16 protein-coding genes are annotated in these 14,517 nt (G+C 71.2%); 2 read left to right on the top strand and 14 right to left on the bottom strand.

Annotation, left to right across the window (positions count from 1 at the left end):
* Positions 1 to 154: 154 nt before the first annotated feature.
* From ENE75_RS07455 to ENE75_RS07410, 10 genes are read right to left on the bottom strand one after another with little or no spacing between them, the layout of a single operon-like run.
* Positions 155 to 580, bottom strand: coding sequence for a BLUF domain-containing protein (locus tag ENE75_RS07455; RefSeq protein ID WP_158288882.1), 426 nt, complete (start codon positions 578 to 580; stop codon positions 155 to 157).
* Positions 581 to 605: 25 nt separating this feature from the next.
* On the bottom strand, positions 606 to 1,658 hold the full coding sequence (locus ENE75_RS07450) for a protein-glutamate methylesterase/protein-glutamine glutaminase (protein ID WP_128197414.1): 1,053 nt from the start codon (positions 1,656 to 1,658) through the stop codon (positions 606 to 608).
* A 24-nt stretch (positions 1,659 to 1,682) separates the two neighbouring features.
* Positions 1,683 to 2,159 carry a chemotaxis protein CheD gene (locus ENE75_RS07445; protein WP_128197411.1) on the bottom strand — a complete coding sequence of 159 codons (477 nt, stop codon included), beginning with the start codon at positions 2,157 to 2,159 and terminating at the stop codon, positions 1,683 to 1,685.
* A 4-nt stretch (positions 2,160 to 2,163) separates the two neighbouring features.
* Positions 2,164 to 2,991 carry a CheR family methyltransferase gene (locus tag ENE75_RS07440; protein ID WP_128197408.1) on the bottom strand — a complete coding sequence of 276 codons (828 nt, stop codon included), beginning with the start codon at positions 2,989 to 2,991 and terminating at the stop codon, positions 2,164 to 2,166.
* Positions 2,992 to 3,025: 34 nt separating this feature from the next.
* On the bottom strand, positions 3,026 to 3,571 hold the full coding sequence (locus ENE75_RS07435; protein WP_128197406.1) for a chemotaxis protein CheW: 546 nt from the start codon (positions 3,569 to 3,571) through the stop codon (positions 3,026 to 3,028).
* 31 nt (positions 3,572 to 3,602) lie between these two features.
* Entirely contained in the window at positions 3,603 to 5,801 is a 2,199-nt protein-coding gene (locus tag ENE75_RS07430) for a methyl-accepting chemotaxis protein (protein ID WP_158288881.1), read from the bottom strand.
* Between the two features lie 22 nt (positions 5,802 to 5,823).
* The gene (locus tag ENE75_RS07425) at positions 5,824 to 8,076 is read right to left on the bottom strand and encodes a chemotaxis protein CheA (protein WP_128197402.1); all 2,253 of its coding nucleotides are present in this window, start codon (positions 8,074 to 8,076) and stop codon (positions 5,824 to 5,826) included.
* Positions 8,073 to 8,417: an STAS domain-containing protein gene (locus ENE75_RS07420; RefSeq protein WP_128197399.1), complete on the bottom strand. Its 345-nt coding sequence runs from the start codon at positions 8,415 to 8,417 to the stop codon at positions 8,073 to 8,075. Before ENE75_RS07420 ends, ENE75_RS07425 begins: the two co-directional genes overlap by 4 nt.
* 12 nt (positions 8,418 to 8,429) lie before the next feature.
* Positions 8,430 to 8,801: a response regulator gene (locus ENE75_RS07415; protein ID WP_128197397.1), complete on the bottom strand. Its 372-nt coding sequence runs from the start codon at positions 8,799 to 8,801 to the stop codon at positions 8,430 to 8,432.
* A gap of 7 nt (positions 8,802 to 8,808) precedes the next feature.
* Complete coding sequence (locus ENE75_RS07410; RefSeq protein WP_158288880.1) at positions 8,809 to 9,849, bottom strand: methyl-accepting chemotaxis protein; 1,041 nt, start codon at positions 9,847 to 9,849, stop codon at positions 8,809 to 8,811.
* Here ENE75_RS07410 and ENE75_RS07405 point away from each other — a divergent pair.
* Positions 9,844 to 10,044 carry a hypothetical protein gene (locus ENE75_RS07405; protein WP_128197393.1) on the top strand — a complete coding sequence of 67 codons (201 nt, stop codon included), beginning with the start codon at positions 9,844 to 9,846 and terminating at the stop codon, positions 10,042 to 10,044. The two genes, ENE75_RS07410 and ENE75_RS07405, sit on opposite strands and share 6 nt — an antisense overlap.
* A gap of 44 nt (positions 10,045 to 10,088) precedes the next feature.
* Here ENE75_RS07405 and ENE75_RS07400 read toward each other — a convergent pair whose 3' ends face one another.
* From ENE75_RS07400 to ENE75_RS07390, 3 genes are read right to left on the bottom strand one after another with little or no spacing between them, the layout of a single operon-like run.
* Entirely contained in the window at positions 10,089 to 10,820 is a 732-nt protein-coding gene (locus ENE75_RS07400) for an enoyl-CoA hydratase/isomerase family protein (RefSeq protein ID WP_128197391.1), read from the bottom strand.
* On the bottom strand, positions 10,814 to 11,371 hold the full coding sequence (locus ENE75_RS07395; RefSeq protein ID WP_128197389.1) for a cysteine dioxygenase family protein: 558 nt from the start codon (positions 11,369 to 11,371) through the stop codon (positions 10,814 to 10,816). Before ENE75_RS07395 ends, ENE75_RS07400 begins: the two co-directional genes overlap by 7 nt.
* Positions 11,368 to 12,522 carry a CaiB/BaiF CoA transferase family protein gene (locus ENE75_RS07390; RefSeq protein WP_375138479.1) on the bottom strand — a complete coding sequence of 385 codons (1,155 nt, stop codon included), beginning with the start codon at positions 12,520 to 12,522 and terminating at the stop codon, positions 11,368 to 11,370. The genes ENE75_RS07395 and ENE75_RS07390 overlap by 4 nt, the downstream gene beginning before the upstream one ends.
* 44 nt (positions 12,523 to 12,566) lie before the next feature.
* On the opposite strand from ENE75_RS07390, the gene ENE75_RS07385 reads away from it, so the two are divergent.
* Positions 12,567 to 13,211 (top strand): 2-hydroxychromene-2-carboxylate isomerase, encoded by a 645-nt coding sequence (locus tag ENE75_RS07385; RefSeq protein WP_128197385.1) that lies wholly within the window; start codon positions 12,567 to 12,569, stop codon positions 13,209 to 13,211.
* On the opposite strand, the gene ENE75_RS07380 is transcribed toward ENE75_RS07385, so the two are convergent.
* On the bottom strand, positions 13,212 to 14,507 hold the full coding sequence (locus ENE75_RS07380; protein ID WP_128197382.1) for a sigma-54 interaction domain-containing protein: 1,296 nt from the start codon (positions 14,505 to 14,507) through the stop codon (positions 13,212 to 13,214).
* Between the last annotated feature and the right edge of the window lie 10 nt (positions 14,508 to 14,517).

Genomic DNA, 14,517 nt, shown 5'->3' with positions numbered 1-14,517 from the left:
GTCCTCGTGGTGACGCGGCGGCAGACGATCTGCCGCCATGCCCGACATGCTCGTCATCCGCGCCCCGGACCACATCGGCCGAAGGAGCCAGCACGGCCCGCCAAGGTGGGCCATGCGCCGTTGCCGGCGGATGGGGTCCGGCGCTTGCGTTCGCTCAGGCCACCGCGGCCGGGGCGGGCAATGCCGCCATGTCCTGGAGGATCTGGAGCGCGGCGGTGGCCGTGACAGCGGCCGGGTCGAGCCGGCTGCTGGCGCTGTGGCGCCGGCAGATCCGGCCGGTGCGTCCGTCGGCGGCCGCGAAGGCCATGCTCCACTGGTCGAAGCTGCGCTGCTCGACCGCGCGGAAATCGATGAGTCGCAGGTCGCGGTGCCTGGCGTCGTGCATCAGCGCCGCGTAGAGCCGGTTCAGGGCCTCGCCCGAGCCTTCCAGCACCTGCAGGAAGTGCTGGCTGTCGAAGGCCAGCGCACCGGTGATGTCGCGCCGGGCGTTGGCCGTGCGGGCTTGCGCCAGCAGTGCCTCGATCGTGTCCGGGCTCATCGGCGCAGCCACCTGGCTGCTGTAGATCAGTCGGTGAAGCATGGCGGTCTCCTGGTGATCGGGCGGGTCATCCGCGGGCATCGAAGGCAAGGATCTGGGACGCGATGCGTTCCAGCGGCAACACGTCGTCGACCGCACCGAGGGCGATGGCTTCCTTGGGCATGCCGAACACGACACAGCTGCGCTCGTCCTGCGCCATCGTGCGCACGCCGCCGTCGTGAAGCTGCTTCATGCCGCGGGCACCGTCGTCGCCCATGCCGGTGAGCATGATGGCCAGGGCGTCGCGGCCCACGCATTCGGCGGCAGACCGGAACAGCACGTCCACGCTGGGCTTGTGGCGGTTGACCGGCGGGCCGTCGCGCACGACGGCGAAGTACTGTCCGCCGGCCTTGCGCAGCTGCAGGTGAAGGCCGCCCGGCGCTATGAGGGCGACGCCGCGCTCCAGGCGGTCGCCGTCACGCGCCTCGCGCACGTTCATGGCGCAGCTGCTGTCGAGCCGCTGCGCATACATGGCGGTGAACTTCTCCGGCATGTGCTGCACGATGGCGATGCCGGGGGCGTCGGCTGGCAGGGCCAGCAGGATGGCCTCGATGGCCTGCGTGCCGCCGGTGGAACTGCCGATCAGCACGGGCTTGTTCATGCTCAGGGCGTGCAGACCGCCGCGTGTGGAAACGGGCGCCGCTGCCGGTGCCACCGGCGGCCGGGCCGCCACCGGGCGCGGGCGCGAACGGGCGGCGAGGCGCAGCGTCTGCACCAGTTCACGGCGAGAATCCTCGAGGAACTGCTTGAGGCCCAGGCGCGGCTTGGCCACCACGGCCACGGCCCCGGCGGACAGCGCGTCCACCGCGTAGCGACTGCCCTCGGTGGACAGCGACGAGCAGATCACCGTGGGGATAGGGTCGGACTCCATGACCTGGCGCAGAAAGGTCAAGCCGTCCATGCCCGGCATCTCGATGTCCAGCAGCAGCACGTCGGGGCGCTGCCGGCGGATCAGCGGGCCGGCCAGGATCGGGTTGGGTGCGCTGCCGATCAGCTCGATGTCGGCTTCGCCCTGCAGCAGGTGTGCCACGGTCTGGCGCACGACGGCGGAGTCGTCGACGATGAACAGCTTGATGGCCATGGGTGATTCCTTGCTCTGCTGGTCTCAGACCGCCACGGCCTCGACCACCGGATCCTCCGCCCCCACGGTCCAGCTCAGGCGACGGTAGCTGCGGCCGCCGAGGTCCTGGTGCAGCACACGGATGCCGGTCTCGGCCAGGGCCGTGCACACCCAGGCGGCGTTGTCCTCGCCCACGTGCGGCCCGCCCACCAGCGCGGGGAACATGTTCCCGCCGCCATAGACATAGGCCTCGCACAGGCCGGGCACGATGCCGTGGGCCAGCAGCAGCGTGTACATGGTGTCGAGCGCGACGTCGCCCCACGCCCCGTCGCGCGGGCTGCCCGTCGGTCGTGCCGGTGGTGCATGCACGATGTGGCACATGCAGCCGACGGTGCGTCGGGGGTCGGTCAGCACCACGGCGATGCAGGAGCCCAGCAGCGTGCCCAGCCGGTCACCACGCTGACCCAGGCGAACGTCGCCCGGATGCAGGGTCAGGACCTCTCCGGCTTCGAGCGTCGGCATGCCGTCACGCCGCCGCGGCGGGCTTTCGGAAGGCCCCCGGGGCCAGTGACTGCAGCGGGGTGTCGCACGGGATGCGGCCTTCCGCCGTGCCGATGAAGAACAGGCCGCCGGGGCGCAGCTGGGTCAGCACCCTGTCCGTGACGGCCTTCTTGGTGGGCGGGTCGAAGTAGATCAGCACGTTGCGCAGGAAGACGATGTCGAAGGGTGCACCGGGCAGCGTCGCGTCAAGGGGGGCGCACAGGTTGAGCTGACCGAAGCGCACCCGCTCGCGCAGCCTGGGCTGGATCTGCACGAGACCCTCCGACTCGCCCTCGCCGCGCAGGCAGTGCCGCTTCAGGCGCTCCGGTGGCACGTGGCGCATCCGGTCGAGCGGGTAGATGGCGGCCGAGGCGCTCTGCAGCACGCGGTCGCTGATGTCGGTGCCGAGGATCGACCAGTCGGCGCCGATCCGGCCCTGCTGGTGCATGTCGGCCAGCAGCATGCCGGTGCTGTAGGCCTCGTCGCCGAACGACGAGGCGGCGCTCCACACCGACACCTGCCGAGGTCTCTCGCGCCCGAGCACCTGCTCGATGAGGTCGAAATGCGCCGGCTCGCGGAAGAAGTAGGTCTCGTTGGTGGTCAGCAGGTCCACCGCCATCTGGAACTCGCCACCGTCGTCCGGTGATTCGATCAGCGCGGCGTAGTCCTCGAAGCTGCCCAGGCCCAGCCGCTGGATGCGCGGCGCCAGCCGGGACGAGATCAGCGACTGCTTGCTCTCGTTGAACGACAGCCCGACGGCGCCGTACATCAGCGCCGCGATGCGGTTGAAGGTGGGTGCACTCAGGGCCTGCATGGCGTGGCGGATCTCGGCGCGTGGGTCGATGCGATCAGGCGGCCGCCAGCGAGCCGGCGGCGCAGAGGTCGGCCATCTCGTCGATGTCGATGGCGCGGTCGGGCTCGAGCAGGATCACGAACCGGTCGCCGACCTTGCCCATGCCCTGGATGAAGTCACGGCGCACCGAGGCGCCGAAGTCCGGTGGCGGTTCGATCCGGTCGGCGGCGATCTCGATCACCTCGCTGACGGCGTCCACCATCAGGCCCAGCTCGACCCGCTCGCCGGCACGCATCGAGTCGAAGATGACGATGCAGGTCTTCTTGCCCACGCTGGCCTGGCCGCGGCCGAAGCGGGCACGCAGGTCGATCACCGGCACGACGGCGCCGCGCAGGTTGATGACGCCGCGCACGAAATCGGGCATCAGCGGCACGGCCGTCTTCGGCCGGTGCTGGATGATCTCGCGCACGGTGCGGATGTCCATCGCGAAGACTTCCTCGCCCAGCGCGAAGGTGAGGTACTGGGCCGCGTGGGTGTCGGTCGACGGGGCGCCGGCGTCGTGGGATCGGCCAGGTCCGGGGCGTGTCGGTGTGGCATTCATGCGAACAGCTCCTGCAGGCGTGCCGGCGGGGTCAGTAGGGGCGGAAGTTGCCGTGCGTGCCGGTGGCCGACACCAGTGGGCGGGCGGCCGCCACGGCCTTGGCGCCACCGCGCATCGGCGAGTTCGGCGCCCGGCGCTCGACGGCGGGGCGCTGGCCGGCCGGCACCGCCGCCAGGCCGGTGTCGGCGCCGGACAGCGTGAAGAAGGCCACCGACTGCTGCAGCTGCTCGGCCTGGCCGGAGAGCTCCTCCGACGTGGCCGCCAGCTCCTCCGAGGCCGAGGCGTTCTGCTGCGTGGCCTTGCTCAGCTGGCCCATGGCGCCGCCGATCTGGGTCACGCTCTGGCTCTGCTCCGAACTGGCCGCGGCGATCTCCTGCACCAGTTCGCTGGTCTTCTGGATGCTGGGCACGATCTCGTCGAGCAGCTTGCCGGCGCGCTCGGCGGTGTCCACCGAGTTGCTGGCCAGGTCGCCGATCTCCTTGGCCGCTTCCTGGCTGCGTTCGGCCAGCTGGCGCACCTCGGCGGCCACGACGGCGAAGCCCTTGCCGTGCTCACCGGCACGCGCGGCCTCGATGGCAGCGTTCAGTGCCAGCAGGTTGGTCTGGTAGGCGATGTCGTCGACGATGCTGATCTTCTGCGCGATCTGCTTCATCGCCTGCACCGTGCGTGTCACGGCGCTGCCGCCCTCGGTGGCCTCCTTGCTGGCCTTGGTGGCCATGCCGTCGGTGACCTTGGCGTTGTCGCTGTTCTGCGTGATGCTGGCCGACATCATGTCGATGGAGGCCGTGGTCTCCTCGACCGAGCTGGCCTGCTCGCTGGCGCTCTGGCTCAGGCTCTGCGCCGTGGCGCTGACCTGGTTGGCCGCACCCGTGAGCGCATCGGCGGCCGAGCGCACTTCCTGGATGATGGACGCCAGCTTGTCGCAGGTGCTGTTGGCGTCGTTCTTGACCTGGTCGAACACGCCTTCGGCGTCGCGCACGATGCGCTGCGTCAGGTCACCGGCCGCCATGCCGCCGAAGACGCGGCCGACGTCCTCGATGATCGCCGAGAGCTTCTCGCTGGTGGCGTTGGCGTCGTCCTTGACCTGGCCGAAGACGCCGGTGTAGTCGCGCGTGATGCGCTGGCTGAGGTCGCCGGCCGACAGCGCGCCAAAGACGCGGCCCACGTCGTCGAAGATCACCGAGGTGGTCTCCATCAGCTGGTTCACGCCTTCGCAGAGCTGGCGGATCGGGCCGCTCTTGCCGTCCAGCGGGATGCGCTGCGACAGGTCGCCGCCGCGCGCGGCGGCCGTGACCTCCTGCGCCTGCTCCACGGCCTGTTCCAGCATCTGCCGCGAGCGCACCTGCTCGGTCACGTCGGTGGCGATCTTCACCACCTTGAAGACGCGGCCCATCTCGTCCTTCACCGGGGCATAGACGGCCTGGATCCAGATGTCCTCGCCGCCCTTGGTGATGCGGCGGAACAGGTCGTTCTGCGGCTTGCCGTCGGCCAGCGCGCGCCAGAACTGGGTGTACTCCGGCGACGCGGCGAGCTTGGGGTCGACGAAGATGCGGTGGTGCTGGCCCTTGATCTCGTCGAGCCGGTAGCCCAGCGCCTTCAGGAAGTTCTCGTTGGCGTGCAGGATGGTCCCGTCGAGCTGGAACTCGATGAAGGCATAGCTCTGGTCGATCGCCCCGAGCACTCCACGCGCGTTCTGGCGTTCGATCTCGGTCTCGGTGATGTCGTAGCGCACGCCGAGGTACTTCTTCGGCTTGCCGTTCTCGCCCAGGATGGGGGCGATCACCGCGTCCACGTAGTACGGGGTGCCGTCCTTGGCCCGGTTCTTCACCACGCCGCGGAAGATGTTGCCGCGGCCGATGGTGGCCCACATCTCCTTGAACACCTCCTTGGGCATGTCCGGGTGCCTCGTGGTGTTGTGACCGTGGCCGATGAGCTCGTTCTTCGGGTACTTCGACACCTCGAGGAACTTCTCGTTGACCGTCAGGATGTCGCCCTTCTTGTCGGCCTCGGAGACGATGCTCGTGAGGTTCATGATGTCGGTGCGGACCTTCAGCTCGGTCTCCACCTCCTCGAGGTGGCCCTTGAGCTGGGCCAGGTCGGCTTCGGCCTCGATGCGCGCCGCCTCGGCGGCTTCACGGGCCTGCTGGCATTGCCGGGCCTCGGCGGCCATGCGATCCAGCGCGTCGCCCGCGAAGAGGCGGCCGATCCAGGACAGTTGGGGCGTGTTCATGGTGTGGGTCCTCGTGAGGGGGTCAGACGTTCTGGGTGTTGCCGGCATGGCCGGATGACAGTGAGGGGGCAGGGGCGGTAGACCGGGTTCCCGGCGGTGCCGCCGCGAGGTGGCCCAGGGCGTGCACGTCGAAGATCAGCGCCACCTCGCCGCTGCCGAGGATCGACGAACCGCTCATGCCGCGCAGGCTCCGGAACATGCGGCCGAGCGGCTTGATCACGGTCTGGTGCTGGCCGAGCAGGCTGTCAACGCGCACGCCGTAGCGGCGTCCGCCGGTGTTGAGCACGACGATGCTGGCGCGCTCGGGCTCGTCGCCGCCCAGGTCGTAGAGCTGGCGCAGGCCAACCACGGGCAGCACCTGGCCGCGCAGTTCGACGAAGCCGCGGCCGTGGGCGTCGACCTCGCCGGCCGTCGGCCGGTTCTCGATCACCTCGACCACCGCGTCGAGCGGGAAGATGAACTTGGAGTGCCCGACGCCGACCAGGAAGCCGTCGATGATGGCCAGGGTCAGCGGCAGGCGGATCTCGATGCGCGAGCCGATGCCCGGCTCACTGAACAGCGCCACCGTGCCGCGCAGGGCCTCGATGTTGCGCTTGACCACGTCCATGCCCACGCCACGGCCCGAGAGGTTCGTGACCTTCTCGGCCGTGCTGAACCCGGGCTCGAAGATGAGCCGGTCGATGTCGGCATCTGCCGGCACCACGCCACGCTCGAGCAGGCCGCGGTCCCACGCACGTTCGAGCACCTTCTGGCGCTGGATGCCGCGGCCGTCGTCGGTGATGCAGATGAGGATGCTGCCGCTCTCGTGGCAGGCCGACAGCACCAGGCTGCCCTGCCTGGGCTTGCGTGCCGCTTCCCGGGCCTCCGGAGTCTCCAGGCCATGGTCGAGCGCGTTGCGCACCAGGTGCATCAGCGGGTCGGCGATGCGCTCGACCACGCTCTTGTCGAGCTCGGTCTCGCCGCCCTGCAGCTCCAGCACCACGTCCTTGCCGAGCTCGGCGGCGGTGTCGCGCACGACCCGCCGGAATCGCGAGAAGGTCTCCCCGATCGGCACCATGCGCAGCTGCAGCGTCCCGTTGCGGATCTCCTCGATCAGCCGGCCCATCTGCGCGTTGGCCTTGATCAGCGGGCTCTGCCGGGTCTGGCGCGCCAGCATCGACGCGCCGGCGCCGGCGATCACGAGTTCGCCGAGCAGGTTGATCACGGCGTCCAGCCGGTCGGCCTGCACGCGGATGTAGCGTTGGTCCTCCGCCGGCGCGCCGCTGCCCCCAGCCGCCTCGCGCTGACGCGACTGCTTGTCCAGCGCCGCCTTGACCACCTGCGAGCTGACGCCGGCCACGGTCTGCAGCACCTCGCCGAGCTGGGTGCGCTGGCCTGAGGCGGCGACTTCGGACTGCCGGCGCAAGGCCTGCTGCAGCTGGGCGCGCGTGATCGCGCCGGCGGCCACCAGGATGTCACCCAGCCGCGGGTTGTCGGGCATCGCCTCGATCACCGCCGCGAAGGCCTCCGGGGTGGCGCCGGGCTCGACGACGTGCAGTTCGCAGTCGTCGCGAACGAAGCTGAAGGCGCCCTCGATCTCGACACGGGGTGCCTGCGTGTCGAGCCCGAATTCGAAGGTCAGATGGCAGCTCTCCGGGTCGATCTGGTCCAGCGGCGGGATGCCGGCGAGATCGCAGGTGAGCGTGGCCATCGTGCCGAGGCCGCGCACGTAGTTGAGGATCGCCAGCGGGTCCATGCCGTTGCGGAACGTGTCCGCGCCGAAGCACACGGCGACGTGCCACCGGCGGTCGCCCATCGTCCCGTCGGTGGGCGCCGGGCTCGCCGATGCCGCTGCAGGCGAAGGGCTCGAGGCCGCATCGCCCTGGCCCGCTGCGTTCTGCAGCGCCGCGATCAGCGCAGAGCGGGTGGCATCGCCTTCGGTGTCGTCGCCGTCGTCACCCCGGCCGGCCTGGTCCACCAGGGCCTGGATCTGGTCGTTGCACTTCAGCAGCAGGGTGGACAGCGCCGGCGTGAAGGCCAGCTGGCCGTCGCGCAACTGGTCCAGCAGGCTTTCGACATGGTGGGTGAAGGCGACGACACGGTCGAGCCCGAAGATGCCGGCCGAGCCCTTGACAGTGTGGGCGCAGCGGAACAGCGCGTTGAGCAGCTCGGCATCGTCCGGCGCCCCCTCGAGCTGCAGCAGCAGCTGCTCGATGGCCGCCGTCTGTTCGCCGGCCTCGCTGATGAACGCTGGCAGCGCGTCCTGCACGAAGCTGCTGTCGATGTCCTTCTTCATGCCTTCGCCCCCGTTGCAGCCTGTGTGCGGGTCTGCAGCCAGGCCCCGAGGCCCATCGCGTGGCAGCCGTCCACCAGCGTGGAACTCGGGTCCTGCAACGTCAGTGCAGCACCCCGGCGTGCCAGTGCGCTGTCCAGCGACACCAGCAGCTGCAGGCCGGCCGCGTCGACCTGGTCGACGGCGTGGGCCGCCAGGGCCGCCACCGCACCGTCCGCCGGCAGCGTGGCGATCCAGTCCAGCCACTGCCGGTGCAGTTCACCGACGGTGTAGATGGTCAGTTCGTCGGGCAGGGGCCGGGCTGCGGGCGGAGCGGCCGGGACGGTCTTGGCCTTGCGGGGCATGGTGCCGGCTCCTCAAGGCAGGATCAGCTTGGACACCGCGTCCAGCAGCTGCGGCGGGTTGAACGGCTTGACGATCCAGGCCTTGGCACCGGCCGCGCGCCCCTGGTCCTTCTTGGCCGCCTGGTCCTCGGTGGTCAGCATGATCACCGGCGCAAACTTGTGCCGCGCGTGCAGCTTGACCTGCTGGACGAAGGTGATGCCGTCCATGTTGGGCATGTTCACGTCGCTGACGATCAGGTGCACCTTGGCCAGCTGGTTCAGCTTCGCCAGCGCGTCGGCGCCGTCGCTGGCCTCCACCACGTCGTAGCCGGCACGCTGAAGGGCGATCTTCACGACCGTGCGCAGCGAGCTGGAGTCGTCGACGATCAGGATGGTCTTTGCCATGGTGGCCTCAGAAGAAGGTGGTTTCCTGCGCCGGTGCGGCGTCGGTGGTGTTGGAGGTGCCGCGCTGCTCGGCCGTGGTGTAGCCCGAGGTGATCACCGCATGCCAGGCCTGTGCATCGGGCACGCTGCCGGCCGCGACGGCGCCACGCATCTCGGCCATCGAGCGCTGCATGCTGGAGACGACCTGGTCGAGGATCTGCTGCACGCGGTCCTGGAACTGGAACGCCATCATCATTTCGTTGACGCGCTGGCGCACGGCCTCGCTGCGCGCGGTCAGCTCGGCGGCGCGCTGCTCCAGCCCGGAGATCGCCGAGTCGACCTGCGACACGACCTCGGAGATGGTGCGTTCGGAGTCGGTCATGACGGTGGCGTCCCGCTCGGCACGCGTGCGGGCCCGCGTGGCGGACGCCGTCATGACCCGGCCGAAGTCCTCGATCTGCGCGCTGATGCGCTGGCCGGTGGCGCCGGACTCGGTGGACAGCCGCCTCACCTCGCCGGCCACGACGGCAAAGCCGCGGCCGCTGTCGCCCGCGCGGGCGGCCTCGATGGCGGCGTTGATGGACAGCAGGTTCGTCTGCCGCGCGATCTTGCTGACCTCGTCCGCCATCGTCGACAGCTGCGTGGACGAGCCCGCCAGATCCTGGATCGACGACATCACCTCACCGTGGCTTTCCACGAAACCGTGGAAGTTCTTCAGCAGGCCACGCAACTGGTCCTCGCAGCGGCTGAGCATCGCGGCGCGTCGGTCGAGCACGCGCCCATCGTTGGCTTCGGCCGATTGCTCCAGGGCCGTGACCGCGTCGAGGTCCTCCAGGATGCCTGCGAACCCGCCGAGCAGGTCGGTGGTGGCCGAATGCATGGTCGCCTGCACGGTGCCGATGTGCCCGGCCCAGGTGTCCACCGCCTCGGACATGCGGTCGATCACCTGCGTGGCATCGGCGGCGCTGGCGCGGGCACCCTCTCTGGACGCAGCAGGCGCGGTTCTGCGCCACCAGGTACGCCAGCGCTGGCTGGTCGGGGTTCCAGCGTCCTGAGGTGCTGCTTGCATGGTCTGGCCGTACTCCATCGCGTCGAACTGCTGTTGAGCCTCGATGGCCGCCTCCTTGGACGCGGCATCGATGGCGTCATCTTCGACAGCGCTGCTTCAGCCTATCGCGCGATTCGCGTGGCTTTTTTCGCCTACATGCAGTACGGCAACGGGTATCCGAAACTCTGTGGTTTCCCGGCTCACAAATGGTATTGACGTGGATCAAACCGGGCGGGCCGCCGGCCCTTCGGAGCGAACGCTCAGGCGCGCAGACGGGCGCGGTAGGCGCGGATGCGGTCCACGAGACCCGGCCTGGCGGCCGAGCGCACGAGCGCCGCCAGATCGGCGTCCCGCTGATCCGCCCGCTCGATGCGGCTGGCGGCACGCAGCGCCGCTGCGGTGAGCCGGTCCACCGCCGGTGTCCGGCAGGCGGCGTCCAGTGCGTCGTCGATGCCGGCAGCGTCGCCGACCTCCTGCTGCACCAGCCCCGCGGCCTGGGCGTCCGCCGCACGCCATTCGCCGCCCGTGGTCGTCATGGCGCGAGCCGCATCGGCCCCGACGCGCTCGGCCAGCCGCCGCGTGCCGAGCACGATGCCGAACTGCGCACCCGGGAAGCGGAATGTCGCGTCGGCCATGGCCAGGCGCACCTCGCAAGCGGCAAACAGGTCGGCACCGGCACCCCAGGTGCGGCCCTGGGCCAGTGCCACCGTGCGCATGGGCGCCTGCCACACGGCGGCCAGCAGGGTCTCGATGCGCACCAGGCGCTGCAGCAGGTCGCCGTCGCGGCACTGGTCCAGGTCCGACAGGTCCAGCCCGGTGCAGAAGTGGCGGCCTTCGCCGCGCAGCACCAGCGTGTGCACGGTGTCGTCCTCGCCGGCGGCCAGCACCGCGGCCAGCAGCGCTTCCACCAGGTCCGGCCCCAGCGCGTTGCCGCGATCGGGCCGCGCCAGCGTCAGCGTGGCCACGCCACCAGCGTGCGTGGATGTCAGCATGCCGGCAGGCTGTCGTAGCCGGAGACGAAGTCGATCACCGCCCCCCGGTCGTCCAGCCGGTGGCGGCGCAGCTGGCCGATGTCGGCACCGTAGACGTGGATGCTGATCGACAGGCCGTCGTCGCGCGCGCTGCTCACGCGGTGCCAGTCGCCCACGGTGGGCGACACCGCCTCCACGTCGCCGGGCTGCATCACGTGGGCGTGACCCGACAGGCGGGGTGCGCCGTCCGCGACGCTGCACTCCTCGCAGCGTTCGGCCCCGCGCATCACGCCCACCAGGCCCCACACGGTGTGGTCGTGCACCGGCGTGCGATGGCCCGGGCCCCAGACGAAGCTGACCACCGAGAAGCGGCCCTGCGGGTCGCGGTGCAGCAGGTGCTGGGCGTAGCGGTCGTCGCGCGCGACGGCGGCACGGTCGGGCAGCCAGTCGTCGTGGCGTACCAGGGCGGTCAACAGGGCGCGGCCTTCGCGCAGCAGCGTGGGTTCGTCGCCGGTGCGCGCCACCAGCGCCGTCATCGCGGCCACGAAGGCGGGAAAGCGGTCGGTGTTCATCGGGGTCTCCAGCCATCGCCGGCGCGCAGCGTGTCGCCGTGTTCGTCCAGCGCCGGCGGCCGCGTGTCCACCGGCAGCACCTGGCCGTCCAGCCGCAGCGGGCAGCCCACCGTCTGCGTGGCGTGGCCGCCGGGCAGGGTCTGCGACTGCACCAGGCCCAGGTGCGCCGCCTGCGCATCGGCCAGCGCCTCGCGGTAGCCGTTGATGGGCGCGTGCGGCACTCCGGCGGCGGCAAAGGCGGTCAGCCAGTCGGCCACCGTGCGCCCGGCGAAGTGCGGGTCCAGCAGCGCCTTGAGCTCGCGCTGGTGGCGGGCGCGCAGCGTGGGCGTCAGGAAGCGCTCGTCGTCCAGCAGCTCGGGCACGCCCACGGTCTCGCACACGGCGGCCCACAGCCGGTTGTTGCCGGCGGCGATGGCGAAGAAGCCGTCGCTGGCCGCAAAGGCCTGGTAGGGCGCGTTGCGCGGGTGGGCCGAGCCCAGCTTGACCGGGTTGCGCCCGGTGCCGAAGTACTCGCTGGTCTGCAGCGCGGCGATGGCCAGCGTGGCGCCGAACATCGGCACGTCGATGTGGCCACCCGGCCCGCCGGCACGCACGCGCGCCAGCAGCGCCGCGATGGCATAGGCGGCGTACAGGCCGCTGGCGAAGTCGGCGATCGGCACGCCGGCCTTCACCGGGGCGCCGTCGGGCTCGCCGGTGACGCTCATCACGCCCGCGGCGGCCTGGATCGTGAGGTCGAAGCCGCCTTCGCCGCCGCGCGGGCCGTCCTGGCCGTAGGCGGAGATCGACGCGTAAACCAGCTGCGGGCGGCGCGCGCGCAGCGCCGCGTGGCCCAGGCCCAGGCGGTCCATCACGCCGGGGCGGCTGTTCTCGACGATCACGTCTGCCTCGTCGGCTAGGCGCAGCGCCAGCGCGCGGTGCTCGGCGTTCTTCAGGTCCAGCGCCAGCGAGCGCTTGCCGCGGTTGAGGCTGGCGAAGTTCTCGCTGAAGCCGGCGGTCAGCGGCGGCCAGGTGCGCAGCGCATCGCCCTCGGGTGGTTCCACCTTGATCACGTCGGCACCGAAGTCGGCCAGCAGCATGCCGCAGAAGGGGCCGGCGGCCACCTGGCAGAACTCGAGCACGCGCACGCCGGCCAGGGGGCGCAGGGAAGACACATCGGACATGGCGCCATTCTGCCGCCCGGGCGGACAATGCACCGATGCAGCGCCTGATCTTCCACCTCGACCCGATCTCGCCCTACGCCTACCTGGCCTTCGAGGCCCTGCCGCAGGCGCTGGAAGGCTGCAGCTACTGGGTCGAGTACCGGCCGGTGCTGTTCGCCGGCCTGCTGCAGCACCATGGCCAGAAGGGTCCTGCCGAAATCGCGCCCAAGCGCGCCTGGACCTACCGTGACGTGGCCTGGCGCGCCCACCAGCTGGGTGTGCCGCTGCAGCTGCCGGCGCGCCACCCGTTCAACCCATTGCCGCTGCTGCGCCTGATGCTGGCCTGCGCGCCGGCGGGGCAGGGGCCCAACCGGCGCGTCTGCGAGGCCGTGCTGCACCACGTGTGGCGCGGCGACGGCGCCGATGCCGAGGACCCGCAGCGCGTGGCCGCCCTGACCGACACCCTGGCGCCGGTGCGCGACCCGGCCGGCGTCGAGGTCAAGGCCGAGCTGCGGGCCCTGACCGAAGCCGCCGTGGCCGAAGGCGTCTTCGGCGTGCCCACGGTCACGGCCGACGGCCGCCACTTCTGGGGCGTGGATGCGCTGCCGATGCTGGCCGCCTGGCTGAAGGGCGACCCGTGGTTCGACGGGCCGGCCTGGGACGATGCGGCGGCGCCGCGGCCGGGCGTGCAGCGCGCCTGATCAGGCGCCGTCGGGCGTGCCGAGGGCGCGCAGCCGCCGGTACAGCGTGCGCTCGCTGATGCCCATTTCGCGGGCCAGCGCCGCGCGGCTGCCGGCGTGGGCGCGCAGCCGTGCCTGCAGGTCGGGGGTGCCGGTGCCCGGCATGGCGCCCGGCGCGTCGAAGGCCAGCGCCTGGTCGATGTGCGTGGCCTCGATGCGCTCGCCGTCGCACAGCAGGGCGGCGCGCTCGAGCACGTTGCGCAGCTCGCGCACGTTGCCCGGGAAGCGGTGCTGCTGCAGGCGCGTCTGCGCCGCGCGCGACAGGCGCAGGCCGGGCCGCGGCGCCACCCGTGCCAGCAGCGCCTCGGCCAGCAGAGGGATGTCGGTGGCGCGTGCGCGCAGCGGCGGCAGCGCGATCGGGAACGTGGCCAGCCGGTGGTACAGGTCCTGGCGGAAACGGCCGTCGGCCACCATCGCCTTCAGGTCGCGGTGGGTGGCGCTGACCACGCGCAGGTCGGTGCGGCGCAGCTCGGTGCTGCCCACGCGGCGGAAGGTGCCGCTCTCCAGCAGCCGCAGCAGCTTGACCTGCATGGTCAACGGGATGTCGCCCACCTCGTCGAGGAACAGCGTGCCGCCATCGGCCGATTCGGCGAGCCCGGGCCGCGCCTGCGTGGCGCCGGTGAAGGCGCCGCGTTCGTGGCCGAAGACCTCGCTCTCGAACAGCGTCTCGGGCAGGCTGGCGCAGTCCACCACCACCAGCGGCGCGCCGGCGCGGTGGCTGGCCGCGTGCACCGCCTGCGCCACCAGTTCCTTGCCGGTGCCGGACTCGCCCAGCAGCAGCACGCTGGCGTTCGACGGCCCCACCCGCGCCACCAGTTCCAGCATCTGCTGGAAGGCGGGCGCGCGTCCGATCAGCCCCGGGGTACCCGGCCCGGTCTGGGCCAGGGCCAGCGGCTCCATCTTCTCGATGAACCAGCCTTGCTCGCCCTGGGCGTCGCGCAGCGGCACCAGCTCGATGTTCACGTAGGACTCGCCCTGCGGCGTGTGGTGCAGGTGCAGCACACGCTCGCGCTGGCCGGATTCGCGGGCGCGCGCCAGCGGGCAGGACTCGCCGGCCTGGTCGCAGGGCACGTCGATGCCGTGCGACACCGCATGGCAGGTGCGGCCGACCACGCTGCCGGTGGGCGCGAACTGCCGCCGGTAGGCGGCGTTGGCGGCCACGATGCGGTAGCGCCGGTCGAACAGGATGTGCGGCTCGGGCAGGCCCTCGAGGTAGGACACCAGCTCGGGCAGGGCGGTCGGCGTGGCGCGCGGCATGCAGCCAGTC

The organism is Rubrivivax albus, from assembly GCF_004016515.1.
GTDB classification, from domain to species: domain Bacteria; phylum Pseudomonadota; class Gammaproteobacteria; order Burkholderiales; family Burkholderiaceae_C; genus Rubrivivax; species Rubrivivax albus.
Note: the sequence above shows the minus strand (reverse complement) of the source record. Positions and strands in the feature narration are given on the sequence as shown.